The organism is Hyphobacterium sp. (genome assembly GCF_965228115.1).
Taxonomy (GTDB): domain Bacteria; phylum Pseudomonadota; class Alphaproteobacteria; order Caulobacterales; family Maricaulaceae; genus Hyphobacterium.
Genome location: NZ_OZ245794.1, coordinates 2558463 through 2584756 on the forward strand (window position 1 = coordinate 2558463; position 26294 = coordinate 2584756).

Below are 26294 nucleotides of genomic sequence, written 5' to 3' on the forward strand. Positions count from 1 at the left end.
TTCGTCGAGACTTTACTGGCCCTCGCGCCGCCAACCCCAGCCCAGAGCTGCCACAATCAGCAAAAGGAAAAGCAGGGCCGGCAAGAGCGGTGAGCGCTCTGCGCCACGGACAATGTAGCGCTCATTACGCTCCAGCCCGTACCAGTTCCGCCCGGACGCATCCGCACCGGCGCGTGTGCGGCGGATGCCGGGCAGGTCAGGAGCCGCTCCGGTGCCGAGCGCATAGCCGCCGCCGCCCGTGGCCTCGACCAGCGGGTCCAGCACCTCGCCTGTCGTGCGAAGATTGGCGTATTCCAGCGGGTTAAGCGGACCGAGCGCAGCCACTGCGGTAAGATCACCAGAGCGCAAACGGACAAGACCCGTCTGCTCATTGGCATCTGTTGTCACGGCAAACCGTCCCGGCTCGCCGGTCGCGGTCATGTCGAGCGTTTCGGTGCGGCCGGAAGGCCATTCTAGCTCCAGTGGCGGAGGTGCGTCATCCAGCGTGGTGCGCTCAGCCAGCAATTCGCCGTCGAACACGGCCGCTGACAGGCGTTCTTCATCCAGTTCCGGCTCCCCCATCAGCCAGTGTGCGACCCGGCGGAACATTTCGCCATGCGGACCACCGCCCTGATAGCCGCGGGCCCAGAGCCAGCTTTGATCTGACAGCACGATTGCTGCACGTCCGCCGCCAGCACGGGCCAGAACCAGCAAAGGTCCACCATCGGGCGCTTCCAGCAAGGTTTCTCCCCCCAGGACAGACGCATCAATACGCCGGAACCACTCGCCCCAGGGGTCCTCGCCCTCAATCGGGGCGAGATTGGCGGTCACCGGGTGGCGGGATCCGGCATCGGTGACTTCCGGCCGGAAAGCCCCGGTCGCAATGATACCTGTCGGCCGGGCGGGAATAACGGCCGCAAGTGGAGAGCGGTAGATGGACATGGCCTGCCCGAAGGGCGGCCCGGCCGTCACCAGAAGTGCCCCGCCATTGTCCACATAGCGGGCGATATAGTCGAAATAGAGCGGCGGCATGATGTTGCGCCGCCGGTAGCGGTCGAAAATGACCAGATCAAACTCGGTCAGCCGTTCTTCGAACAATTCGCGCGTCGGAAACGGGATCAGCGATAATTCATCTACGGGCGTGCCATCATTCCGGTCCAGCGGACGCAGAATGGTGAAATGAACCAGATCAACCGACGGGTCGGATTTCAGAAGGTCACGCCAGGTGCGCGCGCCATTATGCGGCTCGCCGGTGACCAGCAACACCCGTAGCCGGTCGCGAACACCGGTCACCGAAACCGCCGCCCGGTTATTGATCAGGGAAAGCTCCTCGGGGCCGGGCTCGACTTCAATCTCGATGACATTCGCGCCGCGGTTGTCGATCAATGCCGTAACCCGCGTATCATTGCCGATCGTAACACGCGCATTTTGCGGTTCGCCGCCATCCACCCGGAAGGTCAGATTGGCGGTGCCGGACATCGCTTCATCTTCCACGCGGATAACAAATTCGACCGGCTCGTTGACGAGGCCATAGCGAGGGGCTTCGACGATCACCAGCCGCCGGTCGCTTTGATCCGGATTGCCGGCGATCAAGTGATGGACCGGCGCGTCGATATCCAGTGCGTCGACATCTTCCGGCACGTCATGCACCCGCCCGTCGGAGGCAATCACAATGCCCGCCAGCCGGTCACGCGGAATACCGGCCAGCGCGGCCTGCATGGCCTCGATGGCCAAAGTGCCGGTCGCATCATTGGCGATTTCTGCTTCGACCAACTCCAGTTCCGGATCAACTTCGGCCCGGGCCCGCAAATCAGCGAGCGCAGCCTCGGCGGCCTCACTGCGGCCGGGAATATCCATGGATTCAGACCGGTCGATGACCGCCAGCGCGATATCCGGCAGGGCTTCGCGTTGTTCTTCCACCAGCGACGGGTTCAACAGTACGGCGGCAATCAGAAGGATTGAGAGGCTGCGCCAGAGCCAGCCATTGAGCCGCCGCACGGCCCCGGCGAGCGTCGCCAGAAGGGCCAGGCTGGAAAGCGCCGCAATCGCCCAGATCGGGATCAGCGGAGCGATGTCAACAGTTGTGGCCGCCGCGTTCATTGGCCTAGCCTTTCCAGCAAGGCGGGGATGTGGACCTGATCGGCTTTGTAATTCCCGGTCAGGGCATACATGGCGAGATTGACCCCGAACCGCCGGGCCATTTCGCGCTGACGTTCGCCCCCTTCAACCGGATAAAGGGCGCGTCCATTTTCATCCACCGCCCAGGCTGAAGACCAGTCATTCGACCCGATAATCACACCCGAGGCCCCGTCACGGGACGCCCCGTCCGGATCGGCTTCCACCCAGACGGCTCCACCGGACACCCGGCCCGGAAATTCCTGAAGCAGGTAGAAAGACTTGGTCAGCACATGATCGGGATCAACCTGGGCTAGCGGTGGCACATCCACCGCATCCAGAAGCCGGGCCAGTCCCGGGTGCGGCGCGCCCGCGCGGGTAATCGCAACATCCGCGTCCTGCGTATCAAAGATGATCAAGCCGCCCGATTGGATGTAGGCGGAAACGCGCGCAGCCGCGTCATCGGAGAGGGCCAGGGCATTATTGGTGACCGGCCAGTAGATGATCGGGAAAAAGACCAGCTCGTCGCGCTCGATATTCACCGCCATGGGCGCTTCGGGCTCCATGGCGCTGCGCCGCCAGATCTCGCGCGACAGACCGGCAAGACCGGCGCGGCTGCGCTCGTCAATCTCGCGATTGCCGGTCTCGACATAGGCAAAGCGTAAATCCAGCGCGGCGGTCATCTCGAAGCTGTCGGCAAATTCGGCGTCCTGCGCCTCGGCGCCGGGCATCGTCCAGACGAGGCCAATCGCTGCCAGAAGGCCGGCCACGGCATTGCCGCGCGGCAATCTCAGCCGCGGGAAACGTCCCGCCAATGCCAGCGCGATCAGCGCATCAATCACCAGCATGGCCAGGGCGAGGGCCAGCAGCGGACCGGCAAAGCGGATCTCGCGGGGCGCTTCCAGATTCGCAAAGGTCACACCCGGCAGCGATCGGGGCAGGGCCGTAATTTCATCACCTGCGCGCAGGATGTTCAACGCGGCACTGGAGGCACCCAACCGGTAAAGCCCCGGCGGCGTCACCGGGCTGGCCATGGCGTTTTCCCAGCTTTGAGCCGGGACCGGACGGGCTGAAACCGGCGGGTTGGACAATCGTCCATCGCCATCAAGGGCGCGGTCGATCACATACGCACCAGCCTGGGCCGGCGTCGCTGTGCCGCCCTGCGCCAGCGCGGTCACGCGGCGCAACATGCGGGGGAAAAGCCCCGTCAGCGGCAAGTCCGACCAGCCCGGCCCGGCGGTTACGTGAAAGAGGACCACCCAGCCTTCACCCTGACGCATGGCGGTGACCAGCGGAGTGCCATCTTCAAGCCGCGCCCATACGCGGTCGGACGAGGCTGTGCCCGGTTCAGCCAGGACTTGCCGGGACACGGTGGCCTCGGTCGGGATAGCCAATCCGGCAAAAGGCGAATCCGCGCCGAAGGGCGCGAGATGTTGCGGGTCTTCCCAGGACAGCGCGCTGCCAAACAGCCGGCCGCCTTCGCGCAGCTGTACCGGCAGAAGATCATCTGTCCGGGCCGCCAGCCGCGGTCCGGCAAAGCGGATTAATAACCCGCCGCCTTCCACAAAGCTGCGGATGCGCGGATCATCGGTGCGGGCAGCATCTACCATGACCAACGCCGCAGAATTATTGGCCAGCAAGGCATCGAGATCATCGCGGCGGGGTTCGGTGAAGGGCTCGATCGCGCGCATGATGTAATGCAGGTCGGACAAAAGCGGCTGACCATCCTCGCTCGGCGCATCAATCACGCCCACGCGAGGCCGCCGCCAGGCATCATCGGTGAGTTGTGTGCCGCCTGCGGATGTCTGACCTTCAATACGGATCGCCGTGACCCGGTTCCGCAAGTCCAGCGGTAGCTCGATATGGGTTTGCGCCCGCGTGACGCTGGCTTCAAGTGTGACTTCTGTGCTGGCCACAGCGCGGCCATCTTGTGCCGTCGCAATCAGGGAGACCGTACGCGGCAGGTCAGCATCAATACGTTGCACCTCAACGGCAAACCCGTTCGGTGTCGCCAGCGGGACACCCAACGCCAGCGCCGACCGGCCCGGACCGGGCAATACGCCCGTCACCGGACCCAGCGGGTCTAGAATTTCTGCCAGCGCCCGTGCGCCTTCGGTGTCGATGCCATCGCTGATCCAGATCGACTGAAGATCGCCGGGCAGGCTGCCATCCTCCACGGCCTGGTTGATCCGGGCAGCGGCCAGCGCGCGATTGGGCGGCCAGGGCTCGACCTGTGCGCCCTCCAATGCCTGACGGGCGGAATCAGGATCGCCCATGACAAGTTCCGCATCCGGCGTCGCATCGGCGGTAAAAACAATGGCCGCAGTGCGGCCGTTTTCTTCGGCCAGATCCAGCCGGTAATTGGCTTCCCGCACCATATCGCGCCAGGCTGAAGCCGAGCCCCAGCCATTATCCATCACGATCAGCAAGGGCCGGTTGGTTTCGGTTTCCAGCTCCGGTTGCCAGACCGGGCGGGCCAGTGCGATGATCACCAGAGCCGCCAACAGCAGGCGGAACAGGATCAGCCACCAGGGCGCGTGATGCGGGGTTTCCGCATCATCCGGAGAATCCTTGAGTAGGCGCAAGGGCGGAAAAATCGCCCGCTTGGGCGGCGGCGGAGTCGCGCGCAACAGGCGCCAGAGAATCGGAAGGGTCAGCAGGCCCAGAAGGGCCAGCGGCGCGGCAAAGGCGAGCGGACCAAGCGCAAACATCTCAGACCTCCCTCGCCAATGCGCGATATAGCGCCAGCACGGCCTGTGTGGCAGGGCGGTCCGTGCGATGGGTTACCAGCGTCCAGCCATAGGACCGTGCCAGATCCGCTAGCCGCGCGCCGTGATCTGCCCAGCGCGCGCGGTAGGATTTGCGCGCCTCTTCCGCCCGGCCGAATAACAGCGTTTCGGCTTCATCGACGGCTTCAAACCGTGTGCGGCCTTTGAACGGAAAATCTTCCTCCATGGGATCAATGATCCGCAGGAGCGCGCCACCCGCTTGCAAGGCCGCATAGCGCGACAGGCGTGCGCGCCAGGTCTCAATCGGATCGAGAAAATCACTGGCCAATATGACCCGGCCATATTTGAAAATTGGCGCGGCTTCCACCGAGGACAGGCTGCCTTCACCGGTCGCCAATCGCAACGAGACCCGCTCCAGCCCCAGCTCGCCACCGCGGGCGCGGGAGCTTTCGCCCAGGGCGGCAATGCGTTCCCCGCCGCGGCTTAAAAGCGCGGCCATGGCGATCATGCACACCGCGGCCCGATCCTTTTTCAGCGGTAGATCCCGCGCGGAGCCGAAATCCATTGTCGCCGACCCATCGCGCCAGAGCCAGACGGTGTTGGCGGCCTCCTGCTCGTTTTCGCGGACATAGAGATCCGTGGATTTCGCCGACATTCGCCAGTCGACAGCGGCCGCGCCATCTTCGGCGCGGTGATGACGGTATTCCCAGAACGTCTCACCCAGCCCGCGCTTGCGCTGGCCATGTACGCCCATCACCACGCTGCTGGCGATCCGCTCGGCCTCGGCCACCAGCTCACCAAAAGGCGCAGAAACAGCTTCGCCAGCCTGGCGGAGCTCGACGGCGCGTTTGGTTTTATCGCGGGCAAAGGGCGAGCGCATGGGCGCGGGTTTCCTTTAGGCGGCTTTCGCAGCAAGGCGGGAAATCAGGGATTCCAGCGTCAGACCATCGGCGCGGGCCGCAAAAGATAGTGCCATACGGTGCTTCAATACCGGCTCGGCAAGTGCCGCCACATCTTCGGTCGACGGGGCCAATCGTCCCTGCAACAGCGCGCGGGCGCGGCAGGCCAGCATCAAGGCCTGACCGGCACGCGGCCCCGGACCCCAGGACACGCCATGCTGAACGTCCTTGTCGTCGCTTTCATCCGGGCGGGCGAGGTGCACCAGATCAAGGATGGCTTCGACGACTTTCTCGCCAACCGGCATGCGGCGAACCAGCGCCTGCAAATCGATAATCTCTTCAGGGGACAGAACGACTTCCGCCTCACCTTCAGAGGACCCGGTTGTCGCCAGCAGGATATCCCGTTCGTCGCCGCGTTCCGGATAAGGAATGTCGACGCGAAGCAAGAAGCGATCGAGCTGGGCCTCAGGAAGCGGATAGGTGCCTTCCTGCTCGATCGGGTTTTGCGTCGCCAGCACATGGAACGGTGCGGGCAGATCATGACGCTCGCCCGCCACGGTCACGAACCGCTCCTGCATGGCCTGCAGCAAGGCGGCCTGCGTGCGCGGGCTGGCACGGTTGATCTCGTCCGCCATCAAGAGGCGGCAGAACACCGGCCCGGGAATGAAGCGGAAGGAGCGCTTGCCGGCCTTGCTTTCTTCCAGCACTTCAGAGCCGAGAATATCGGCCGGCATCAGATCCGGCGTGAACTGGATCCGCTTGGTATCCAGACCCGTGGCGATCGCCAGCGTGTCAACAAGGCGCGTCTTGGCCAGACCGGGCGCGCCCACCAGCAGGGCATGACCGCCCGACAGGATGGCGGCGAGGCAAAGCTCCACTTGATCTTCCAGGCCGTAGATCACTTTTGCGATCGAGGCGCGGGTCGCGGCCAGACGGTCGGCGGCGATATCGGCGGCTTTCACGATATCCATCGTCGCCAGGGAGTCTTTTTTGGCTGCCGCCGTTTTCCGCGGCGCGCGTTTGGCAGCAGGCTTTTTGGCCGCCGCCGTCGTCTTGCGGGCGGCGCTTGCGGTCTTTTTTGCGGGGCTGGCCGGTTTTCTCGCCAAGGTACTCTCCCTAAATCCTGCTTGTAAGCTGATGTAAGACTAGCGCGTCCGATTGCCCGGTCACGTCAATTTGTGAAGAATGACGGCGCGCCAACGGAGTGTCCATGCCTGTCGACCATACAACTGAAGACATGATGCAGTCCCTGTTAAAGGCAGCGGAATCCGCTGGCGAGGGATTTCCGCCGGTCGAGACGTGGAATCCCACCCATTGCGACACTATGGATCTGGTCATCCGCCGCGATGGCAGCTGGTGGCATGAAGGGCGGCGCATTACCCGCGAGCGTCTGGTAAAGCTGTTTGCCCGAATCTTGCGAAAAGATGACGATGGCGTTCATTATCTTGTGACGCCGGTCGAAAAACAGGCGGTGCAGGTCGAGGCCGCGCCCTTTGTGGCGATCCGCGTCGACCGGACTGAGGAGAAGGGCGAGCCGGTGCTCGTGTTCACGACCAATCTCGGCGAGGTCGTGGCGGCCGGCCCGGATCATCCTCTCCGCGTCGAGATTGATCCAGCAACGGGCGAGCCGGAACCCTTCATCCTGATCCGCGGACGGTTGGAAGCGCTGATCAACCGTGCGGCTTTCTATGAATTGGTCGGGGCCGCCGAAATTCGCGAGGAAAACGGCGAGAAGCGCCTCTTTGTCACGTCGAGAGGGGTGGAGTTCGAGCTGGGACGCGCCGAATGACACCCAAGACCATCCTTGAATTGATGGACGCCAGGCTCGATCACCCGGAACGCCCCGCGCACCAGCCGGCCAGGGGTGACGGCGATCTCAATGGTTATTCGGCTCCCAGCGGGCGTCCGCTGAAACAGGCGGCCGTACTGGCCCCTCTGATTCTGCATGGCGGCCCGCCGCGCTTTCTGTTCACGCTGCGCGCTGAGCATCTGACAAAACATGCCGGGCAAATCTCATTTCCTGGAGGGCGGCGCGAACCGGGTGAGAGCCTGACCGAAACCGCCTTGCGCGAGACACAGGAAGAAATCGGCATCGATCCTGAATATATTGAAATTCTTGGCTGTTTTGACCCCTACGAGACGGTCACAGCTTTTCAGGTAACACCCTTCGTGGGGGTGATTAAACCCGGTTACACGGTCACGCCGGATCATCAAGAGGTATCCGAGGTCTTCGAAACCCCCTTTGATTTTCTGATGGATGCGTCCAATCATGAGCGTCATGAGAGAGAATTTCGAGGACAGGTTCGCCGGTTCTGGGCGATGCCGTATGAAGACCGCTATATCTGGGGGGCAACCGCTGGCATGCTTAAAGCCCTGCATGACCGCTTGTTCGGAGACGTAGAATGGCGCGACTAGCCCTCATTGAAATCCTGCTTTTTGCCACGCCCTTCATCCTGTTTGCGCTGTGGCGGCTGTCCATGCAGGCGACAGCCGAGGTCGTGGATCACAAACCGGCGCCCGTTCTTATCCTGTCAGCGATTGGCGGTTTTCTGGCCGCAGGTGGATTCGTTGCACTGGTTCTGTTTTCGCATTCCGGCGATTCTGAACATACCACCTATGTGCCGCCGCGCCTCGGTGAAGGCGGCATTGAACGTGCCGAATTCAATGACAACCCGACCGAAGAGCAGCGCGGTGATACCCGCAATTTCGGCGAACAGTCCGACTATACCGGCGCAACCCAGGGCGAAGAGGATGATGGCGGCGGGAACACCGATGACGGCTCGCCTCAACCCCGCTGACCATGACTGGATGACCGCGCCCGCCACGCGGCGGGTGATGAATGCGCTGGAAACAGCCGCGCCCGGCGGTTCGCGCTTTGTGGGAGGATGCGTCCGGAATGCGCTGCTGGGTGAGCCGGTGGCGGACATTGATATCGCCACCGTCCTGGAACCTGACGCCGCCGCAGCAGCGCTGGAAGCAGCAGGCATCGCGGTTCACCCGACAGGCCTTGCACACGGCACGATCACCGCGGTCGCCAATCATCAACCGTTTGAAGTGACCACGCTACGCCGGGATGTTTCCACCGATGGCCGCCGGGCCACCGTCGCCTTCACCACAGACTGGGCAGAGGACGCCGCCCGGCGCGATTTCACTATCAATGCGCTCTACGCGAACGAAGAGGGTGAAATTCTCGATCTCGTCGGCGGGCTGAAAGATATACCTGATCGCCGCATTGTTTTCATCGGAAAGCCGGAAGACCGGATCGCCGAGGACTATCTGCGTATCCTGCGCTTTTTCCGCTTCTTTGCGTGGTATGGGAAAGGCGAACCGGATGCGGCCGGGCTGGCCGCCTGTGCGGCCATGACCGATGGGCTCTCACAGCTTTCCGCAGAACGCATCTGGATGGAAACCAAGAAGCTGCTCGCGGCCCCGGACCCTGCGCGCGCTATTGAGTTGATGGCCGAAGCTGGCGTGGCGCAGGCACTCTACGGCACTGAGCTTAAGATTACCCGCCTGTCCCGCCTGATTGAGCTGGGGGGCGATGAGCCGCTGCTGCGGCTGGCGGCCTTGTTGCCGGATCGAGGCGTGGGCCAGATTCGCAAACTGAAACTTTCGAATGAAGAAGCGGGCCGTCTGCGCAAGCTGGCGGATGGAGGTTTGTCGAGAGAAATAGAAGCGAAGTGGCCAACGCGCGCCGAACTGGAAAAGCTCGTCTACCGCCATGGCAATCAAGCCATCGCGGATCAGCTTTTTCTTCTCTTCGCCGAAACGCGTGAGCCACCTGAAGGCTGGGGCGGCGCGATCGGCCATGTCCTGTCTTTTGCCGCACCGGAGTTTCCCGTGACGGGTGCAGATCTCAAGAAACGCGGACTATCCGCTGGCCCGGAAATGGGTCAGCTACTTCGTCGGCTGGAAGAAGAATGGATCGAGAGCCGCTTCCGGCTCGACAAACACACTCTGTTAGGTCGGCTCTGAACCCCCTCACCCGGAACGCTTATCGCTGCGCGAATTCGCGTCCTTACCCTCTCCCCTTTCAAAGGGGAGAGGGAAGAGGAAGGCGGCCATTGTAATGGGCGGCTTTTGAGGGTGAGGGGTTCTAGAAATGATCCAGGTGTTCTGGAGCCCTCCTTCGAGGCTCGCTTTCGCAAGCTCCTCAGGATGAGGTTTTAATATTTTTCGTCATTCCGGGGCGAGCGAAAAGCGAGCGCCCGGAACCCATGCTGCGATTTTGAAGTTCCGGCATGGGTCCCGGACATGGCTGAAGCCTTTCCGGGATGACGAGTAAAAAAACATCTCATGCTGAAGTGCTTTCCGTCAGGAAAGCTTCGAAGCACAAAAAAAACCGGGTTGCCCGGGCTCGACCCGGGCAGCCATCTCTCAAATATGATGGACCCCCGGATCAAGTCCGAGGGCCCCGGTAATCGCCGATCAAATTGGGAGAGAGGCTATGGCCATTTCGCTTCGGGTGGCATGGACGACAGGATGGAGTTCACATTCCCGCCGGTCTGCAGGCCGAATTTCGTGCCCCGGTCATAGAGCAGGTTGAACTCGGCATATTGTCCGCGGCGGATCAGTTGTTCCTCGCGGTCCTCATCCGTCCACGGTGTTGCCATGCGTTTGCGGATGATGGCCGGATAGGCTTCCAGGAAGGCCCGGCCGACATCTTTCGTAAAGTCGAAATCGGCCTGCCAGTCGCCCGTGTCGTGGCGGTCGTAGAAAATCCCGCCGACGCCGCGTGGCTCATTGCGGTGCGGCAGCCAGAAATATTCTTCGCACCATTTATCAAAGCGCTCATAGAAATCATCGCCATGTTTATCGCAGGCGGCCTTGGCCGCACCGCAGAAGGAAATGGCGTCCTCGAAATCCTTCTTGCGCTGATAATCCTGCGTCGGGTTGAGATCCATGCCGCCGCCAAACCAACCCTTTGTGGTCACGATAAAGCGCGTATTCATATGCGTGGCGGGGACGTGCGGATTTCGCATATGGGCGATCAGAGAAATACCGGACGCCCAGAAACGCGGATCTTCCGCCGCGCCGGGAATTTCCTTGGCAAATTGCGGTGAAAACTCGCCATGCACGGTCGAACAATGCACGCCGACTTTTTCAAAAAGCCGCCCGCGCATGATGGCGGCCACGCCGCCGCCCTCATCTTTCGAGCCATCACCGCGCGACCAGATATCACGCTCGAACCGGCCGCGCTCGCCGGGGTAAAGATCAGCCGGGGCTTCGTTCTCCAGTTTTTCAAACTCCGCGCAGATCATATCGCGCAAATGTTCAAACCACTCGCGGGCTTTGGCTTTTTCTGTGTCCAGCGGCATCGTGGTGGTCTCCGGATTGTCGAGCATTTCGCAGTTTTCCTTGGTGCGGGATATTTGCCCGCAATAAAACCCTACTTTGATTGCGGTTGTATGGGGCGTTGCGCCGCAGGCGAAGACGCGCAAGTTTTATCCGAGGCGGATCGCAACCTTTGGGAAGAGGCATGTTCGACAATCCGGAACTCGCTACACAGATTGCGCTGGGCGTTCTCGGCGGGGGGCTCGGCCTGATGATCGGGCTGATCATCGGCCAACCTATGGGCGCGCCAGGAAAGCTTGTTGCCGTCTTAATCGGGGCTGCATCGGCGGCAGCGAGCGTGGTTTTTCTTACGCCGCTGGTTCTGCCGCATTCGCAGAGTTTTATCGCCTCTTTGAACGCACCGGATGAACGCACCGTGCTGGAAGCGCGGCTGCGCGAAGAACCCCTGATCAATGCTTTTCTCGACCGGTTCCCGGATGAGACGGGCGGGTTTGTGACCCGCTTGCAGGAAGCGTCTGAAACAGGGGGAAACTCGGCCGTCGATCGCGAAATCATCATCCTGCTGCGGCAATTCGAACTGCGGACTTATGCCGAAGCGATACCGCGCGCTTCCGATATGGCGGTCCGATTCACGTTCGAAAGCCTGCGGGACATGGTTCGAGAAAACCGTGCTGACCCGGAATTTTGCCGCGCCTATGGAGTGCGGCCAGATATCCCGGCAGCAGCTGTCATTGCGTCGCGGCGCGATGAAATACCGGGCTTCAGCGCATATATTGGAATGCTGGTTGAACTCTATAACGAGCCAGCCGCGCCAGCAGTTTCCATCGATTTCGAACAGCGTAACGGTCTGTTGCGTCCTGTCGGCACCGCTATGCGCGCCAGCCGGACGCCGGGTGAGGACTGGTATTGGAATCAGCGACGCCCGCGCACCGAGGCTGAGTATGTGCAGAACTGCACGACCCTGCTGCGCATGTTCGAGATCATCGAATCACAGCGCGATCCGGAAATGGCGATGCGGGCGTTTTTCGCCCTGACGCAGGAGTAAGTCAGGCCAGCTGACGCATCGCCTCGGCGAGCGCGATGCCGGCACTCATCGATACATTCAAAGATCGCGCGCCTTTCGCCATGGGAATCACCACGCGTTCATCGGCATTCTGGTGCACCTCATCGGGTACCCCGGCGGATTCCCGGCCGAACATCAGCTGGTCACCGGGCTGAAAAGCAAAGTTCCACAAGGGAGTCGCGCCTTTTGTGGTGAACAGGATCACGCGGCCAGGTGGCCGTGTCTGCTGCCATTTTTCATAGGATGAATAGCGCTGATAGTCTGTCAGGGGCCTATAATCCAGCGCGGCGCGGCGCAAAGCCTTGTCTTTCAGGGGAAAGGAACACGGCTCGATCACGTCCAGCCCGGCCCCGAAACAGGCGGCCAACCGGATCGACGCACCGAGATTTTGCGGAATATCTGGTTGAAAAAAAATCAGCCTCATTCTATGCCGCGCTCACCATTGATCGGGAGGGATGCGGCGTGATGCCGCCTCGCCCTTCGTTATGCATCGATATACCTGGAGGGGGACAGTCGGAAGACTAGATCCGCATCCAACCGAAAATGACCGCACCTTGCGGGGAGAAACCAGGTAAGACCGAGAGGTTGACCGTGACTGAGCAGACAACAGAAGAACCGACACGCCGGGACTTTATCTATATCGCAACCGGGGGCGCTGCTGCCGTCGGCGGAGCCATGTTCCTGTGGCCCTTCATCGATCAAATGAACCCGGCCGCAGACACGCTGGCGCTGGGTTCCATCCGTCAGGACATTTCCGGCATCCAGGTAGGCCAGGAAATCACCGTCATGTATCGCGGTGGCCCGGTCTTCATCCGCCGGCGCACGCCGGAACAGATCGCCGAGGCGCAAAACACGCCGCTGGAAGAGCTGAAAGATGATCTGGCCCGTAACGAAAACCTGCCGGACAGCGCGTCCGCGATCGATGCGAACCGGGTGCTGAACCCGGAATACCTGATCGTGAAAGGCAATTGTACGCACCTTGGCTGTGTGCCGAGCAACCCGACCACGGGCAGTGGCGGTGAGTTCAATGCCTGGTTCTGCCCCTGCCACGGTTCGCACTATGATACGTCTGCGCGTATCCGCCGCGGCCCGGCACCGGAAAATCTGCCGGTCCCGGCCTACATCTTTGAAGACGGCGGCATCGTGAAGCTGGGTGCCAGCCCGGAAGAAGTTGCTGTAGCCGGATGGAGCGTCGCATGAGCCATCAGTCGACCTATGAACCGAAAACCGGTTTTGAAAAGTGGCTGGACGCGCGTCTGCCGATCGTCCGTCTCGGATATGACAGCTTTGTCGATTTCCCGACGCCGCGGAATTTGAACTACTGGTACACGTTCGGCGGCATTCTGGCGGTCATTCTGGTGGCCCAGATCCTGACCGGTGTTGTGCTGGCCATGCACTATGTGCCGCATGAAGACATGGCGTTCGCCAGTGTCGAACGCATCATGCGCGACGTGAATTATGGCTGGCTGGTCCGCTATCTGCACTCCAACGGCGCGTCGATGTTCTTCCTCGCCGTTTACCTGCACATGTTCCGCGGGCTCTATTACGGCTCTTACAAGTCGCCACGGGAGCTGTTGTGGATCATCGGTGTGGTGATTTACATCCTGATGATGGCTGCCGCCTTCATGGGATATGTCCTGCCGTGGGGCCAGATGTCTTACTGGGGTGCCATGGTGATCACCAACCTGCTGGGCGCGGTCCCGGTCGTCGGTGAAGCCATCCGTGAGTGGCTGTGGGGCGATTTCTCGGTGGGTAATGCCACGCTGAACCGCTTCTTCTCACTGCACTATCTCATCCCCTTCCTGATCCTGGGTCTGGTGATCCTTCACGTCTGGGCGCTGCACGTTCCGGGGAATAACAACCCGACCGGCGTCGAGGTGAAGGGCAAGGGCGATACGCTGCCCTTCCACCCGTACTACACGGTGAAGGACGGCTTCGCGATTGTGGTGTTCCTGCTGATTTTTGCCGGCTTTGTGTTCTACGCACCTAACGTGCTGGGCCATGCCGACAACTATATCGAGGCCAATCCGCTGGTGACGCCGGCCGAGATTGTCCCGGAATGGTATCTCCTTCCCTTCTACGCAATCCTGCGGGCCATCACCTTTGATATCCTGTTCATCGACGCCAAGCTGGGCGGCGTGATTGCCATGTTCGCCGCGATCGGCGTTCTGTTCATCCTGCCCTGGCTGGACCGCTCGCCGGTCAAGTCGATGCGCTATCGTCCGCTGGCCCGCTGGTTCTTCCTGGGCTTTGTCGTCGCCTGCTTCGGCCTTGGCTGGTGTGGTGCGGTGAACCCGGACAATCAGGTGCTGGGCACGCCAATGACCTTCCTGGTCATGAACCAGATCCTGACGGCGTATTATTTCGCATACTTCCTGATCATCCTGCCGCTGCTCAGCTTCTATGAGAAACCGAAAGAGCGGCCGGTCAGTATCGAGGCGTCTGTGCTGGGCAGTAAAGCGCCCACCGCGGCCCCCGCTGAATAGGACGGAGAGACACGATGAAACGCATTCTTGTTGCAATCGCTGCCCTTTCCGCCCTGGCGGCGCCAGCTGCTGATGGTGCGGGCGATGCCTACAGCCCGGAAAAGCATGAGTGGAGCTGGGAAGGTCCGTTCGGTCGGTTTGACGACGACCAACTGCAGCGCGGCTTCCTGGTCTATCAGCGCGTCTGTGCGTCCTGTCACGGGCTGGAGCTGTTGAGCTTCCGCAATCTGGGTCAGCCCGGCGGACCATTCGAGTTTATTCCGGATCCGGAACACGAAGGTGAAATGCTCAGCTTCGCAAACCCGAACGACAACCCGGTCGTCATGGCCATCGCGGCGGAATACATGATCACGGACGGGCCGGATGATTTCGGCGACATGTTCGAACGCCCGGGTATTCCGGCCGACAATTTCCCGAGCCCCTATGCCAATGACCGTCAGGCCGCTGCCGCCAATGGCGGCGCCTTGCCGCCCGATCTTTCGGTCATCGTGAAAGCCCGTCACTATGGCGCGGATTACATCCGGTCCCTGCTGCTGGGCTATGAATATGACGTGCCGGAGGATGTCGAACTGCTGCCGGGTCTGAACTACAACCCGTACTTCCCGGGCGGCATGATCGCCATGGGTCCGCAGCTGTTCGAAGGCATGATCCCGTATCAAGACGGCTCGCCGGAAACCCCGGAGCAATATGCCGAAGATGTCACGGCCTTCCTCGCTTGGGCCTCTGAACCGCATATGGAACAGCGCAAGCGCATGGGTCTCGGCGTCATGATCTTTCTGACGATCTTTGCCGGCCTGTTGTGGTTGGCCTACCGTCAGGTCTGGGCGAATGTGAAGCACTAGAAAATGCTTCAACGTCTATGGAAAATGGCCGCTAGCGCGTTTGCGCTGGCGGCTTTTTCTATTCCGGCTTCAGCCGCACAACCCAGCGACTTCCATGTCCTTGATGTGATCGAAGGCCGCTGGGGCTGGGTTGTCCCCGAAGGAGAAGAATCGCCAGCATCTTGTGCAGAGGGCGGGGTCCGGATCTGGTTGAACGAGGATCGCACGATTTACTACTCGCAATATCCGGAAATGGATGAACCGAATGTCGCGCCGATCCTGCAGGTGCAACAGAACTGGATTTTCATCCAGTATGAAGGCGAGGAGCGGACGACGGATGCTGGCGAAACCGTTGCCTGGGTCTTGTTCATGACCAGCCCGGACCGGTTTATCTGGATCCGTCAGGACTGGATCGGCAGCGGCGGGTCTACACGCCCGCTGGAACGCTGCATCTCACCGAATCTGACCTGATGTCTCATTGGAAGCTCGGCATAGTTGGCGGCTCGGGACTGTATGATCTTCCCGGACTTGAGAACGTCAGAAAACAGGCAGTGGAAACGCCCTGGGGCGCGCCATCCGGCGAATTGACTCAGGGAACGCTGAACGGCGTCGAGCTGGTTTTTCTGCCCCGCCACGGCCCCGGTCATGTCATCCCGCCCAATGAAATCAATTTTCGCGCCAATATCGCGGCGCTGAAGATGGCGGGGTGTACGGATATTCTTTCGGTTTCCGCCTGCGGCTCGCTGAAGCAAGAGCTGCCGCCCGGACGCTTTGTAGTCGTCGATCAGTATATCGACCGCACCAAATCGCGCGTGAACTCATTCTTCGAGACCGGGTGTGTGGCCCATGTCTCGATGGCTGACCCGGTTTGTGCCCGGCTTGCCGGCCTCGCCGCTGAGGCCTCGGAAGCGGCCGGAGCGCCCGTCACGCGCGGCGGTACCTATCTGGCCATGGAAGGTCCGCAATTTTCTTCCCGCGCCGAAAGCGCGCTCTATCGCAGCTGGGGATGTGATGTCATCGGCATGACCAACATGCCTGAAGCCCGGCTCGCGCGCGAAGCCGAGCTGCCCTATGCCGCCATCGCGATGGTCACCGATTATGACAGCTGGCATGAAACAGAAGCTGCGGTCGATGTGCCTGCCGTGCTGCAGGTGATGGCACAAAATTCGCACCTGGCCCGCAAAACAATTGCCCGTCTGGCGGAAATAGTGTCGGATAGGGAAAGGACGTCCTCACCACAGGGGATCGAGACCGGACTGGATACGGCGATCATCACGCCATCCGCTTCTCGCGATCCGCACGTGGTGAAAAGGCTGAAAGCCATTGCTGGCCGGATCCTATAAAGGCGCGTTCTGCTGGGGGTGTAAGTTGGGGATATGTGTGTGCGTGTAGTTTGCGGAATCCTGCTGGCTGTCGGCTTGGGCGTATCGGCAGGGGCCGATGGTCCGCCTGTGCCGCGTTATCTGGCTGAAAATGCGACAGCCGCTGTTGTAGAGGTCATTTGCCGGTTCGGCATGACCAATCGTGGCTCTCGCAGCCGAGGCGTCCTGTTGGCCGGCGGGGGCGACAGCCGTCGTTCGGAGGTCATCATCACGACCGGGCATGGTGTGCGCTATTACAATTCGGCCAGCCCGCGCCAATGCTGGATTGTTGATTCCGAAGGGACAGAACACGACATCATCTCGGTTATCCGCCCGACGGGCATGAATTCGTCCTTTGAGGACTGGGCGATTATCCTCACCGCAGATGATTTCGCGCATCCGGAATGGCGTCTGCCGGTGGCCTGGAGTGCGGCTGAGCAAACCAGCCCGCGTCATGTCGCCCTCATCAGCCCGGATCACCTCGCCACGGACTGTCTGCTACGCCAGAGTGACCGCATTGTTGATGGCGGGGAACGTGTCCGCATCCATAATTGCGGGTCGCGGCATGGCCTGTCGGGCGCGCCGCTGATTACGCTCGAAAATGGCCGCCCCGCCGTGGTGGGCGTCAATGCCGGCCGCGTGACAGGCTTTAATGGGGCCTCTATTGCGGTTGTGTTCAATGAGGGGCTTATCTCTTCAACTCTGGAAGGCACATTAAGCAGGGCCAGCACAGGCTTTGAGTAGACGCCGCGCGACGCGGCCTCTATCCCTTCTCCGAACGCAATTGAGAGAACGCCATGTCGCTCCTGATGTTTGTGGCGGGCCTGGCCCTGCAAGAGGCCGCACTTCCCGCTGCGCCTACACGTCCCATGATCGAATGTTCTGAACACTTACACGATGACCGCGCCATACGCCGGTGCCTTGATGACTTGCTGAATGCCGCCGAAGACGGGTTGGATGCCGCGCTGGACAATGCCCGCACCGAAGCGCGCGAGATTGATCTGGATATGCCGGGTCTCGCCAATGCGACCGGGCACCTGGATTCGGCTCACACGGCCTGGATCGCCTATCGCGATGCGGAATGCGCCCGCCGGGCTTCGCTGATGCTGATCGGTGAGGATGGCGAGGCCATTGCGACGGATTGCCAAATCGCGCTGACCCGCGCCCGGACACGGGAGCTGATTGAGCAATGAACGTGATCCTGCACATCGGAAACAAGCGGTTATCCTCCTGGTCGATGCGGCCCTGGCTGGCGCTGAAGCAAGCCGGCGTTGAGTTTGAAGAAAACCTGGTCCCGCTGGATGTTCCTGTAACCCGCGAGCAATTGGCGGAAATCTCACCGGTCGGCACCGTGCCTGTTCTGGAGATCGACGGGCAGAAAATCTGGGACTCATTGGCCATCTGCGAATGGGCGGCTGAGCAATCCCCGTCGCTCTGGCCTAAGGACGCCTCTCTGCGTGCCACGGCCCGCGCCGTGACCGCGACCATGCATTCCGGTTACGCAGCGCTGCGCGCGACCTTGCCGATGGACCTGCAACGGCCCAAAGGCGCAACGGGCATGGGGGTCGCCTGCTGGGCAGATATCGAGGCTGTTGAAAAGCTCTGGTCCGAGGTCAAAACCGGCGAGGGCCCCTATCTATTCGGAGACTGGTCGATTGCCGATGCGTTTTTCACGCCGGTAGCGACACGGTTCGACACCTATCAGGTGCCAATCTCAGAAACCTCACAGGCCTATGTCGACACGCTCCTAAACGATGCGCATTATCAAGACTGGCTGGCCGGAGCGAAGGATGAACCCTTCCCGGCGCTAGGGGACGCATAATGCAATTCATCAAGGACGCCATCCGCACCATTCCGGACTATCCCAAGCCGGGGATTAAGTTCCGCGATGTCACCACCTTGCTCAAGGATGCGCGGGCCTTCCGGGCCGCGATTGACGCCATGGTCCAGCCCTGGGCCGGCGCCAAGATCGACAAGGTCGCCGGCGTGGAGGCACGTGGTTTTATTCTCGGCGGCGCGGTTGCGCACCAGCTCTCGGTCGGTTTCACGCCGGTGCGCAAGAAGGGCAAGCTGCCTTCGCGCACGCTGGAGGAAAGCTATGAGCTGGAATACGGCACGGATTCCGTGGAAATCCACGCCGATGCCGTTGCCGAGATGGAGCGCGTTCTGCTGGTCGATGATTTGATCGCTACGGGGGGCACGGCCGAAGCCACCGTCAAACTCCTCCGCCGCGCAGGCGCGGAAGTCGTCGGCGCGACTTTCGTGATTGATCTGCCCGATCTGGGCGGCGCCAAACGCCTTGAAGCGCTCGGCGTGCCCTGTGCCAGCCTGGTGAGTTTCGAGGGGGATTAACCCCCGCGCTCCATTAATTCCCGCACATCTTCCACAAACGCTTCGAGTGAGGGGTGGTGGATGTACATCATGTGCCCGGATTCATAATAGCCGAAGGTCACACGGTCCTGATCAAAGCCCGGCTGGTTGAACATCAACTCGGCTGAGAAAAACGGTGTAGCCAGATCATAATAGCCTTGCGCCACCAGCACTTCGAGATCCGAGTTCTGGCGCATCGCCGTCGCCACCCAGGGCGCGACATTGATATAGGCATTGCCCTGACCATGATCGCGGTTCCAGCCACTAAAGGTTGGCCCGTCGATCACCGAATATTCGTCGGTAATATCAACGCCCAGCGTATCGGTGAAATAGTGCAGCATGGCGGCTGTATACCCGCCATCAATGCCATAGGCGGACGGATCATATTCCGGACCTTCGCTGACCGCATCGGCCTCCGCGCCGGTAAAGCGGCTGTCCAGACGCCCGACTGACAGACCATCGTCGCGCAACAGCTCGCGCATGAAGCGGCCCAGCGTCACCCGCAGATTGGCGCGCATCAGATAATCTTCAGACAAGCCGATATAGCTGGAGAGCTCTGCGGCGACGGCGCGTTGCTCGTCCTCAGACAGCCGCGCCCCGCGTAGAAGGGCGGGCATATAGGTGTCATAGGCAAAATCGCGCGCATCATTCAGGAAAGTTTCCAGATCGCCATTCCAGGCGGATTGATCCACGCGCTCATGATACCAGGCGGTGGCGGCAAAGCCGGGCATCAGGCCGACAAAGCCGACATCATTGCCATCGGACGTATCATCAAAGCGGAAATCCAGAACGGTGGAGATCAGGCCCACACCATTAAAGGACACATCCGTCCAACCGCCCTGCATTTCGTTCAAGAGCGCCGCGATCCGCGTCGTGCCATAACTTTCGCCCAACAGATATTTCGGCGAATTCCAGCGGCGGTTCTCGGTCAACCAGCGGCGGATAAATGCGCCCAGCACGCGGGCATCCTCGCGAATACCCCAGAACCGGTCGCCATCCTCTTCACCCAGCGGCCGGCTCCAGCCAGTCCCGACCGGATCGACAAACACCAGATCGGCCTGGTCGATGATCGAAAACTCGTTCTCGATGATGGAATAGGGGGCCGCGCCGTCATCCAGCGCATCGGACGGCAAATCAACCCGATAGGGGCCGAAAACGCCCATATGCAGCCACAGGCTGGCCGAGCCGGGCCCGCCGTTGAAGATAAAGGCGACCGGTCGGCTTTCCTGATCCGCAACGCCCTGACGGATATAAGCCGTTGAGAAGATGGAGGCATAAGGCTCGCCATCATCGCCGGCCATGAAGGTTTCGCTGGCCACGACCGAATAGCGCACGCGCTGACCATTCGCCGTGATCTGGCCTTCGCTTTCATAGATGCGGCTGCCATCCTCGCGCAGATTTTCCGGCGCATCCTGTGCGGCCGCAGTGCAAGCGCCCATCGCAATCGCGGTAAAAATGGCAATCCAGCGTTTCATAAAAGCCCTCCCAGACCTGTTGCGCGCGAAGATAAAGCCTTCCCGCAAAGGTGCAAATGACGATATGTCAAAGCCATGAACTATCGCCACGCCTTTCATGCCGGAAACTTCGCCGATGTGTTGAAACACGCCGTTCTGGCGCAGTGCTTTGCCCATCTGAAAAAGAAGGACAAAGCCTTCCGCTATATCGACACCCATGCCGGGATCGGCGCGTATGATCTGACTTCTGAAGAGGCCCTGCGCAATCCGGAATGGGAGGGCGGCATCGCCAGGGTGATCGCCGCTGACAAACCGGCGCCTGTGGCCGAGGCTTTGACGCCTTTGCTGGACGTCGTCGCCGCTATGAACCCGGACGGTCTGAAAGCCTATCCGGGATCTCCGGAACTCGCCGCGCGTCTATTGCGGGGTCAGGACCGCATCCAGCTTTGCGAGCTTCACCCGGCCGACGCGAAGACGCTGGATAAACGCTATGTGCGTGATGCCCGTGTAAAGGTCGAAGCGCGCGATGGCTATAAAGCGCTGAAAAGCGTGGTTCCCCCGCGTGAAAAACGCGGCGTGGTGTTGATTGATCCACCCTTCGAGCATCGCGATGAGATGGCGCATATGGCCGAAGCGGTCCGTAGCGCGCTGCCGAAATGGCCGACGGGCACGTGGATTTTCTGGCGGCCTCTAAAAGACCTCTGGGCGTCCGAACGCTTTGATGTCGGCCTGGCGGAGTGGTTGTTCGAAGAAGAGCTCGCCACACCGGAAAAACTCCTCCGCGCTGATCTCTGGATCCGTGATCTCGAAAGCGAGGGCAAGCTGGCTGGCGCGGGCGTGGTCGTCATCAACCCGCCCTATACACTGGAAAAACAACTCCTGGCACTTTTACCCTGGCTCGCCGAGACGCTGGCGCAAGGCGAGGGCGCAGGCTGGCGGCTGGATGGCTGCGCAACGGATGAGAGCCTGTCTGTGGAGGAGTTTTAGTACTCTTCCTCCTCCCAGAAGGGATACCAGGGGGGAAGATCGCTGGATGGTTTCAGCGGAAACTCCGGCGGACGTTTTTCGAGAAAACTCATGACGCCTTCGGCGGCATCCGGGCTCATGCCCGCATGAAGAATAGCTTTGGATTCAATACGATGGGCGTCCATGGGCGTATGCGGGCCTAGCATCCGCCAGGCCATCTGGCGCATCACCGCGACCGAGACTGGCGCCGTTGTGGCGGCCAATTCCTCTGCATAGGCATTTGCGGCCTCCAGCAGCGCGTCCGGTGTCTCATAGAGCGCTTTGACCAGCCCGGCCTGATGCGCCTCTTCGGTGCGGAAAGTCCTCCCTGACATGGCCCAGTCCATCGCGGTAGACACGCCGACCACGCGCGGCAGGAACCAGCTGGCCGCGCCATCCCAGGCAATACCCCGCCGCGAGAAGGGATAGGCCATTTTCGCGCCGGTCACGGCAATACGCACATCCATGGGCAGGATCATCGTTGCGCCAATACCCACAGCCGGGCCGTTAATGGCGGCTATGACCGGTTTAATGGATTGGAAAATCCGCAGATTCATCACCCCGCCGCTGTCGCGCCAGCGTGGGTCGCGATCGTCCAGCTCGCCCTGTTCCTTGGCCTGGCTGACAGCGTTGAATGTCTCGGCACCGGTCGACAGATCCGCGCCTGCGCAAAACGCCCGGCCTGCCCCGGTGAAGATCACGGCGCGCACCGCATCGTCCGCATCGGTTTCATCCAGCGCCGCGCAAACATCATCGCGCATGTCGTGCGTGAAGGCGTTCATGGCTTCGGGACGGTTCAGCGTGATCGTGGCGATGGGCCCGTCGATCTCTAGCGTGATTGTGTCAAACGCCATGGGCGGTTTCTCCGTCATCCGTGCCTTCTCCGAACAGCTCGCCTCGCTCGGTGAGGTAGACCACGCCGAAAGCCGCCAGTCCGGTTAATGTCTGCCCGGCAATCAGGGGCAGCGTGGTATCATTATAAAGCTGGCCGATTGTGGCCCCGATGGCCGCGCCGATGACGCCCGTGCCAAAGCCATAAACCGCCGAAGCCGTGCCCGCGATATGCCCGACCGGCTCCATCGCCAGCGCGTTGAAATTGGCTGCGATGAGGCCCATCAGCATCATCGCCATCGTCAATAAGGTCAGGAAAAGATAGAGGTTATCCAAGCCGATCAGGATGAGGGCGGTATGGCCGGCGCTGATAGTAAAAAACCCGATCAGCGCCCCTTGCGACAGGCGGCGCTGGCCATAACGGATCACCAGCCGCGAGTTGACGAAATTCGTAATTGCCATACAGCCAGCCATGATGGCAAAGGCAATCGTCCAGCTGGTGCCCAGCTGGAAATGTTCGGCCAGCAATTGTTCCGAACTGCCCAGCATCCCGTACAGCCCGCCGAAAAAGAACGCTCCGGACAGCATGTAGCCGACCAGCTGGCGGTGCCGCAGCGTATCCCGGAAAAGGGCCATGGATTGGCCGAAATTCAATTCGCGCCGGTATTCCTCCGGCAATGTCTCCGGCAGCTTGTAAGCCAGCCAGAGCGCCAGCGCGCCAGCGGCAATCAGCAGGAACCAGAATATGCCCCGCCAGGGCACGATGAATAACATCAACTGGCCCAGGCTCGGCGCGATCACCGGCACAGCCATGAACACCATCATCGCCACGGATACCACCTGCGCCATGCGCCGTCCGGAGGTGAGATCGCGCGCCACCGCTGTGCCCACCACCCGCGCCGCGGCGATCGTCATGCCTTGTAGAAAACGCCCTGCGAGCAGGCTTTCAAACGACCAGGCGAGCGAGCAGATCGCGGTGGCGGCGATATAAAGGATCAGCGCGCCGAGAATGACCGGCTTGCGGCCCCAGGCGTCCGATAGGGGTCCGTAAATCAGTTGGGCAAAGCCGAACCCGACCAGAAAAGCGGTCACCACATATTGCCGGTGGTTTTCTTCGGCCAGCTCCAGATCCGTCGCGATCTGGGGCAGGGCCGGCAGCATCATATCAATGGAAAGCGCGACAATGCCGGTCGACATGACCAGCAAAAACACCAGCTCCCAGAATGACATGAGCTGGCGTTCGCCAGCAAAATGCTTGTCCCGCATCGCGTCCTCTTCCCGGGCGCGACGGTGCTGCGATCACCGGCAATTGGCAAGTTGCGAATGCATATTCAACGAACAATAAAAAGTAGTATTTTGGAGTGAGCGCAGAGGGTCCGCCAGCTTGGTTCGAGGTGCCGGGTTTCGCTAGACGTTAAACTTGAACAACATGACATCGCCATCCTGGACGATATAGTCCTTGCCTTCCTGGCGTAGCTTTCCGGCTTCGCGCGCCGGGCCTTCTCCGCCGAGGGAGACATAGTCCTCATAGGCAATCGTCTCTGCGCGGATGAAGCCGCGTTCGAAATCACCATGGATGACGCCGGCCGCTTTCGGGGCGGACCAGCCTTGCTGGATCGTCCAGGCGCGGGATTCCTTCGGGCCAGCGGTGAAATAGGTCTGCAAGCCCAAGAGCTCGTAACCGGTGCGGATCAGGCGGTCGAGGCCGGCTTCTTCCAGGCCAAGTGTTTCGAGATATTCATCCCGCTCTTCATCTTCCAGCAGCGCCAGCTCGCTCTCAATCTTGGCAGAAATGACCACAGCCTCGGCACCTTCTTCCCTGGCGCGGTCAATCACGCGCTGGGAATAATCATTGCCATCGCCCGCGCTATCTTCATCCACATTGGCGATGAAGAGAACCGGCTTGGAGGTGAGAAGCTGGAGCTTCTTCCATTCTTTCTCGTCCTCTTTGTCGATCTCGGCGAAGCGGGCCGGTTTGCCATCCTGCAGCTGCTCCAGCGCGATATCGACGAGTTTCAGAGCAGCCTTGGCGTCCTTATCGCCCGTCTTGGCCTTCTTCTCGAGGTTCGAGCGGCGCTTTTCCAGGCTTTCCAGATCCGCCAGCATCAGCTCGGTCTCTACCGTCTCCAGATCGGCCAGCGGATCGATCCGCCCATCGACATGAGTGATGTCATCATCTTCAAAACAGCGCAGTACATAGGCGATGGCATCGGTTTCGCGGATATTCGCCAGAAACTGATTGCCCAGCCCTTCACCCTTGGACGCGCCTGCGACGAGACCGGCAATATCCACGAAATTCATGCGCGCCGGGATGACTTCCTTGGATTGGGCGATCGCGGCAATCTTCGCCAGACGCGGTTCGGGCACAGCGACATCGCCGACATTTGGTTCAATGGTGCAGAAGGGATAATTCGCCGCCTGCGCCGCAGCAGTTTGAGTTAGCGCATTAAAGAGCGTCGACTTGCCCACATTCGGCAGGCCTACAATGCCGCATTTGAAACCCATGGATCTTTTCCGTTCAAAATTGTCGCGCGGGCGTAAACGGGTTAGGCGTCCGCATCAAGCCTTCAGCGCGGATGGAATGTCGGTCGCGGCAAAATCCGTACCCTTAAAGAGCAGCGGTTCACCGGTTTCCTTCGCCAGCGCATAGGCAAAACAATCCCCGAAATTCAGCTGGGCCGGATGGCCCATGCCTTTGCCGTAAACCCGGAAAGCTTGCCGTGCTGTTTTCGCCATGGAGACGCTGACCGGGACGATATCAATTCCCGCCGCATCGATGAAATCGTCCAGAACGTGAGACGCCAACGCACTGTTTTTACTATCGACGCGCAAACTGACTTCCAGCCAGTTGGCGGCGGAAAGGCGGACTTGATCTGCATTTTCTATCGCTGAACGGAAATTCCCGGCTTCGCGTTCGCCAAACAGAACTGCCAGAATGGCCGAAGAATCGATGATCATTCCGGCAGGCCGTCTTCGCCATACAGAAAATCATGGTCTGCAGATGTCAGGCCCGCAAACTCATCACGCGGAAAACGCCGGAGGATCTCGCGAATCTTCTCGGCCTTCGCCTTCTTGTTCGCCTCACGTTCACGCCGGGCGATTTCAGCCTCCAGTGCCGCACGCACGGCTTCGGTGATGTTCTGCCCGCTCAACTCGGCCAGTTTTCGCGCCAACCGGTCGGTTTCCGGATCCTTGATGCTCAAAGTCATGAGGCAACCTATACACCTCAGTGGGCAACCTGGGAAGAAAATTCGGAACTAGCTGTCGGTTTCGTCCTTGCCCGGCGCGGGCGCGAGATGCGTCACGCGGGTCTGGAAAGCGTCATAATCCTCGTTGGCCAGCAGGGGAACAGAGCGTGCGATCGCGTCCATCAGATCGCCTGCCCAGCCCTGATCTGCCTTGGGAATGTCTGACAAGACATAGCCGGTGACCCGGTTTTTATCGCCGGGATGTCCAATGCCGATGCGCCCGCGGCGAAACTCGCCATCGATATGGGCTTTGATGGAGCGCAACCCATTATTCCCGGCATGGCCTCCGCCGGTTTTCAGACGGAATTTGCCGGGTGCCAGATCCAGCTCGTCATGGAAGACCACGATCTTGTCGGCGGGAATGTTGAAATAGCGCGCCGCTTCGCCCACGGCGCGGCCGCTTTCATTGTAATACGTGCCGGGTTTGAGCAGCAGAACTTTCTGCGGGGCTTTATCCGTGTCGATCGTGCCGCCACAGGCTGCGCCCTGAAAGCGCGCCTTCCATGGGCCCAGCGACCAGCGATCGGCAATCTCATCCAGCGTGAGAAAGCCGATATTATGCCGGTTCTTCTTATATTTCGCGTCCGGATTTCCCAGACCGACGATCAATAGCATGGCTGGCCCCTTTTAGGTTGGGG

The 26294-nt window shown here is 60.8% G+C and carries 28 protein-coding genes; 15 read left to right on the forward strand and 13 right to left on the reverse strand.

Annotation, left to right across the window (positions count from 1 at the left end):
- Nucleotides 1-12: 12 nt before the first annotated feature.
- From ACO079_RS13120 to ACO079_RS13135, 4 genes are read right to left on the reverse strand one after another with little or no spacing between them, the layout of a single operon-like run.
- Nucleotides 13-2079: a hypothetical protein gene (locus tag ACO079_RS13120; protein ID WP_421790684.1), complete on the reverse strand. Its 2067-nt coding sequence runs from the start codon at nucleotides 2077-2079 to the stop codon at nucleotides 13-15.
- A complete protein-coding gene (locus ACO079_RS13125) occupies nucleotides 2076-4805 on the reverse strand; it encodes a DUF4159 domain-containing protein (RefSeq protein ID WP_421790685.1) in 2730 nt (909 codons plus the stop codon). The genes ACO079_RS13120 and ACO079_RS13125 overlap by 4 nt, the downstream gene beginning before the upstream one ends.
- 1 nt (nucleotide 4806) lies before the next feature.
- The gene (locus ACO079_RS13130; RefSeq protein WP_421790686.1) at nucleotides 4807-5703 is read right to left on the reverse strand and encodes a DUF58 domain-containing protein; all 897 of its coding nucleotides are present in this window, start codon (nucleotides 5701-5703) and stop codon (nucleotides 4807-4809) included.
- Nucleotides 5704-5718: 15 nt separating this feature from the next.
- On the reverse strand, nucleotides 5719-6693 hold the full coding sequence (locus ACO079_RS13135) for an AAA family ATPase (RefSeq protein ID WP_421792966.1): 975 nt from the start codon (nucleotides 6691-6693) through the stop codon (nucleotides 5719-5721).
- Nucleotides 6694-6932: 239 nt separating this feature from the next.
- Between ACO079_RS13135 and ACO079_RS13140 the strand changes: the two genes are divergently transcribed.
- From ACO079_RS13140 to ACO079_RS13155, 4 genes are read left to right on the forward strand one after another with little or no spacing between them, the layout of a single operon-like run.
- Nucleotides 6933-7511 (forward strand): DUF1285 domain-containing protein, encoded by a 579-nt coding sequence (locus tag ACO079_RS13140; RefSeq protein WP_421790687.1) that lies wholly within the window; start codon nucleotides 6933-6935, stop codon nucleotides 7509-7511.
- Nucleotides 7508-8137 (forward strand): CoA pyrophosphatase, encoded by a 630-nt coding sequence (locus ACO079_RS13145; RefSeq protein WP_421790688.1) that lies wholly within the window; start codon nucleotides 7508-7510, stop codon nucleotides 8135-8137. Before ACO079_RS13140 ends, ACO079_RS13145 begins: the two co-directional genes overlap by 4 nt.
- Nucleotides 8125-8520, forward strand: coding sequence for a DUF6111 family protein (locus tag ACO079_RS13150; RefSeq protein WP_421790689.1), 396 nt, complete (start codon nucleotides 8125-8127; stop codon nucleotides 8518-8520). Before ACO079_RS13145 ends, ACO079_RS13150 begins: the two co-directional genes overlap by 13 nt.
- On the forward strand, nucleotides 8495-9697 hold the full coding sequence (locus ACO079_RS13155; RefSeq protein WP_421790690.1) for a CCA tRNA nucleotidyltransferase: 1203 nt from the start codon (nucleotides 8495-8497) through the stop codon (nucleotides 9695-9697). Before ACO079_RS13150 ends, ACO079_RS13155 begins: the two co-directional genes overlap by 26 nt.
- Nucleotides 9698-10167: 470 nt before the next feature.
- Here ACO079_RS13155 and hemF read toward each other — a convergent pair whose 3' ends face one another.
- Nucleotides 10168-11067, reverse strand: coding sequence for an oxygen-dependent coproporphyrinogen oxidase (hemF, locus tag ACO079_RS13160; RefSeq protein WP_421790691.1), 900 nt, complete (start codon nucleotides 11065-11067; stop codon nucleotides 10168-10170).
- A gap of 134 nt (nucleotides 11068-11201) precedes the next feature.
- Between hemF and ACO079_RS13165 the strand changes: the two genes are divergently transcribed.
- A complete protein-coding gene (locus ACO079_RS13165; protein ID WP_421790692.1) occupies nucleotides 11202-12062 on the forward strand; it encodes a hypothetical protein in 861 nt (286 codons plus the stop codon).
- A 1-nt stretch (nucleotide 12063) separates the two neighbouring features.
- Here the strand turns inward: ACO079_RS13165 and ACO079_RS13170 are convergent, their stop codons facing one another.
- Nucleotides 12064-12504 (reverse strand): tRNA (cytidine(34)-2'-O)-methyltransferase, encoded by a 441-nt coding sequence (locus ACO079_RS13170; RefSeq protein ID WP_421790693.1) that lies wholly within the window; start codon nucleotides 12502-12504, stop codon nucleotides 12064-12066.
- A 167-nt stretch (nucleotides 12505-12671) separates the two neighbouring features.
- On the opposite strand from ACO079_RS13170, the gene petA reads away from it, so the two are divergent.
- Genes petA through ACO079_RS13215 form a run of 9 tightly spaced genes read left to right on the forward strand, consistent with a single transcriptional unit; the run spans nucleotide 12672 to nucleotide 19100 of the window.
- Entirely contained in the window at nucleotides 12672-13280 is a 609-nt protein-coding gene (gene petA / locus ACO079_RS13175; protein WP_421790694.1) for a ubiquinol-cytochrome c reductase iron-sulfur subunit, read from the forward strand.
- Nucleotides 13277-14566 (forward strand): cytochrome b, encoded by a 1290-nt coding sequence (locus ACO079_RS13180; protein WP_421790695.1) that lies wholly within the window; start codon nucleotides 13277-13279, stop codon nucleotides 14564-14566. The genes petA and ACO079_RS13180 overlap by 4 nt, the downstream gene beginning before the upstream one ends.
- Nucleotides 14567-14580: 14 nt before the next feature.
- Complete coding sequence (locus ACO079_RS13185) at nucleotides 14581-15408, forward strand: cytochrome c1 (RefSeq protein WP_421790696.1); 828 nt, start codon at nucleotides 14581-14583, stop codon at nucleotides 15406-15408.
- Nucleotides 15409-15411: 3 nt separating this feature from the next.
- Nucleotides 15412-15858, forward strand: a complete 447-nt coding sequence (locus ACO079_RS13190; RefSeq protein WP_421790697.1) for a hypothetical protein — start codon at nucleotides 15412-15414, stop codon at nucleotides 15856-15858.
- Nucleotides 15858-16730, forward strand: a complete 873-nt coding sequence (locus ACO079_RS13195; RefSeq protein WP_421790698.1) for an S-methyl-5'-thioadenosine phosphorylase — start codon at nucleotides 15858-15860, stop codon at nucleotides 16728-16730. The genes ACO079_RS13190 and ACO079_RS13195 overlap by 1 nt, the downstream gene beginning before the upstream one ends.
- A gap of 39 nt (nucleotides 16731-16769) precedes the next feature.
- On the forward strand, nucleotides 16770-17492 hold the full coding sequence (locus ACO079_RS13200; RefSeq protein WP_421790699.1) for a hypothetical protein: 723 nt from the start codon (nucleotides 16770-16772) through the stop codon (nucleotides 17490-17492).
- Between the two features lie 53 nt (nucleotides 17493-17545).
- A complete protein-coding gene (locus ACO079_RS13205; RefSeq protein WP_421790700.1) occupies nucleotides 17546-17941 on the forward strand; it encodes a lysozyme inhibitor LprI family protein in 396 nt (131 codons plus the stop codon).
- Nucleotides 17938-18570: a glutathione S-transferase family protein gene (locus ACO079_RS13210; RefSeq protein WP_421790701.1), complete on the forward strand. Its 633-nt coding sequence runs from the start codon at nucleotides 17938-17940 to the stop codon at nucleotides 18568-18570. The genes ACO079_RS13205 and ACO079_RS13210 overlap by 4 nt, the downstream gene beginning before the upstream one ends.
- Complete coding sequence (locus ACO079_RS13215; protein ID WP_421790702.1) at nucleotides 18570-19100, forward strand: adenine phosphoribosyltransferase; 531 nt, start codon at nucleotides 18570-18572, stop codon at nucleotides 19098-19100. Before ACO079_RS13210 ends, ACO079_RS13215 begins: the two co-directional genes overlap by 1 nt.
- On the opposite strand, the gene ACO079_RS13220 is transcribed toward ACO079_RS13215, so the two are convergent.
- Nucleotides 19097-20593, reverse strand: a complete 1497-nt coding sequence (locus tag ACO079_RS13220) for a S10 family peptidase (RefSeq protein ID WP_421790703.1) — start codon at nucleotides 20591-20593, stop codon at nucleotides 19097-19099. The two genes, ACO079_RS13215 and ACO079_RS13220, sit on opposite strands and share 4 nt — an antisense overlap.
- 75 nt (nucleotides 20594-20668) lie before the next feature.
- Here ACO079_RS13220 and ACO079_RS13225 point away from each other — a divergent pair, with 75 nt between their 5' ends.
- Nucleotides 20669-21559, forward strand: a complete 891-nt coding sequence (locus ACO079_RS13225) for a 23S rRNA (adenine(2030)-N(6))-methyltransferase RlmJ (protein ID WP_421790704.1) — start codon at nucleotides 20669-20671, stop codon at nucleotides 21557-21559.
- On the opposite strand, the gene ACO079_RS13230 is transcribed toward ACO079_RS13225, so the two are convergent.
- The 6 genes from ACO079_RS13230 to pth all read right to left on the reverse strand — a co-directional run bounded on the left by ACO079_RS13230 (nucleotide 21556) and on the right by pth (nucleotide 26271).
- A complete protein-coding gene (locus tag ACO079_RS13230; protein WP_421790705.1) occupies nucleotides 21556-22431 on the reverse strand; it encodes an enoyl-CoA hydratase-related protein in 876 nt (291 codons plus the stop codon). The genes ACO079_RS13225 and ACO079_RS13230 overlap by 4 nt on opposite strands.
- Nucleotides 22421-23674: a multidrug effflux MFS transporter gene (locus tag ACO079_RS13235; RefSeq protein WP_421790706.1), complete on the reverse strand. Its 1254-nt coding sequence runs from the start codon at nucleotides 23672-23674 to the stop codon at nucleotides 22421-22423. The genes ACO079_RS13230 and ACO079_RS13235 overlap by 11 nt, the downstream gene beginning before the upstream one ends.
- Before the next feature lie 141 nt (nucleotides 23675-23815).
- On the reverse strand, nucleotides 23816-24913 hold the full coding sequence (gene ychF, locus ACO079_RS13240) for a redox-regulated ATPase YchF (RefSeq protein WP_421790707.1): 1098 nt from the start codon (nucleotides 24911-24913) through the stop codon (nucleotides 23816-23818).
- Between the two features lie 54 nt (nucleotides 24914-24967).
- Complete coding sequence (locus ACO079_RS13245) at nucleotides 24968-25366, reverse strand: type II toxin-antitoxin system VapC family toxin (protein ID WP_421790708.1); 399 nt, start codon at nucleotides 25364-25366, stop codon at nucleotides 24968-24970.
- Nucleotides 25363-25617, reverse strand: a complete 255-nt coding sequence (locus tag ACO079_RS13250) for a type II toxin-antitoxin system VapB family antitoxin (protein ID WP_421790709.1) — start codon at nucleotides 25615-25617, stop codon at nucleotides 25363-25365. The genes ACO079_RS13245 and ACO079_RS13250 overlap by 4 nt, the downstream gene beginning before the upstream one ends.
- Nucleotides 25618-25665: 48 nt before the next feature.
- Nucleotides 25666-26271 carry an aminoacyl-tRNA hydrolase gene (gene pth / locus ACO079_RS13255; RefSeq protein ID WP_421790710.1) on the reverse strand — a complete coding sequence of 202 codons (606 nt, stop codon included), beginning with the start codon at nucleotides 26269-26271 and terminating at the stop codon, nucleotides 25666-25668.
- Nucleotides 26272-26294: the final 23 nt, after the last annotated feature.

Bases quoted from the DNA above. Each gene is read 5' to 3' on its own strand.
- ACO079_RS13120 (WP_421790684.1), bottom strand. From the start codon at position 2,079: ATGAACGCGGCGGCCACAACTGTTGACATCGCTCCGCTGATCCCGATC.
- pth (WP_421790710.1), bottom strand. From the start codon at position 26,271: ATGCTATTGATCGTCGGTCTGGGAAATCCGGACGCGAAATATAAGAAG.
- ACO079_RS13210 (WP_421790701.1), top strand. From the start codon at position 17,938: ATGAACGTGATCCTGCACATCGGAAACAAGCGGTTATCCTCCTGGTCG.
- ACO079_RS13220 (WP_421790703.1), bottom strand. From the start codon at position 20,593: ATGAAACGCTGGATTGCCATTTTTACCGCGATTGCGATGGGCGCTTGC.
- ACO079_RS13250 (WP_421790709.1), bottom strand. From the start codon at position 25,617: ATGACTTTGAGCATCAAGGATCCGGAAACCGACCGGTTGGCGCGAAAA.
- ACO079_RS13180 (WP_421790695.1), top strand. From the start codon at position 13,277: ATGAGCCATCAGTCGACCTATGAACCGAAAACCGGTTTTGAAAAGTGG.
- hemF (WP_421790691.1), bottom strand. From the start codon at position 11,067: ATGCTCGACAATCCGGAGACCACCACGATGCCGCTGGACACAGAAAAA.
- ACO079_RS13215 (WP_421790702.1), top strand. From the start codon at position 18,570: ATGCAATTCATCAAGGACGCCATCCGCACCATTCCGGACTATCCCAAG.
- ACO079_RS13145 (WP_421790688.1), top strand. From the start codon at position 7,508: ATGACACCCAAGACCATCCTTGAATTGATGGACGCCAGGCTCGATCAC.
- ACO079_RS13235 (WP_421790706.1), bottom strand. From the start codon at position 23,674: ATGCGGGACAAGCATTTTGCTGGCGAACGCCAGCTCATGTCATTCTGG.
- ACO079_RS13130 (WP_421790686.1), bottom strand. From the start codon at position 5,703: ATGCGCTCGCCCTTTGCCCGCGATAAAACCAAACGCGCCGTCGAGCTC.
- ACO079_RS13190 (WP_421790697.1), top strand. From the start codon at position 15,412: ATGCTTCAACGTCTATGGAAAATGGCCGCTAGCGCGTTTGCGCTGGCG.
- ACO079_RS13150 (WP_421790689.1), top strand. From the start codon at position 8,125: ATGGCGCGACTAGCCCTCATTGAAATCCTGCTTTTTGCCACGCCCTTC.
- ychF (WP_421790707.1), bottom strand. From the start codon at position 24,913: ATGGGTTTCAAATGCGGCATTGTAGGCCTGCCGAATGTGGGCAAGTCG.
- ACO079_RS13135 (WP_421792966.1), bottom strand. From the start codon at position 6,693: ATGGATATCGTGAAAGCCGCCGATATCGCCGCCGACCGTCTGGCCGCG.
- ACO079_RS13225 (WP_421790704.1), top strand. From the start codon at position 20,669: ATGAACTATCGCCACGCCTTTCATGCCGGAAACTTCGCCGATGTGTTG.
- ACO079_RS13245 (WP_421790708.1), bottom strand. From the start codon at position 25,366: ATGATCATCGATTCTTCGGCCATTCTGGCAGTTCTGTTTGGCGAACGC.
- ACO079_RS13140 (WP_421790687.1), top strand. From the start codon at position 6,933: ATGCCTGTCGACCATACAACTGAAGACATGATGCAGTCCCTGTTAAAG.
- ACO079_RS13230 (WP_421790705.1), bottom strand. From the start codon at position 22,431: ATGGCGTTTGACACAATCACGCTAGAGATCGACGGGCCCATCGCCACG.
- ACO079_RS13155 (WP_421790690.1), top strand. From the start codon at position 8,495: ATGACGGCTCGCCTCAACCCCGCTGACCATGACTGGATGACCGCGCCC.
- ACO079_RS13185 (WP_421790696.1), top strand. From the start codon at position 14,581: ATGAAACGCATTCTTGTTGCAATCGCTGCCCTTTCCGCCCTGGCGGCG.
- ACO079_RS13205 (WP_421790700.1), top strand. From the start codon at position 17,546: ATGTCGCTCCTGATGTTTGTGGCGGGCCTGGCCCTGCAAGAGGCCGCA.
- ACO079_RS13165 (WP_421790692.1), top strand. From the start codon at position 11,202: ATGTTCGACAATCCGGAACTCGCTACACAGATTGCGCTGGGCGTTCTC.
- ACO079_RS13170 (WP_421790693.1), bottom strand. From the start codon at position 12,504: ATGAGGCTGATTTTTTTTCAACCAGATATTCCGCAAAATCTCGGTGCG.
- ACO079_RS13195 (WP_421790698.1), top strand. From the start codon at position 15,858: ATGTCTCATTGGAAGCTCGGCATAGTTGGCGGCTCGGGACTGTATGAT.
- ACO079_RS13125 (WP_421790685.1), bottom strand. From the start codon at position 4,805: ATGTTTGCGCTTGGTCCGCTCGCCTTTGCCGCGCCGCTGGCCCTTCTG.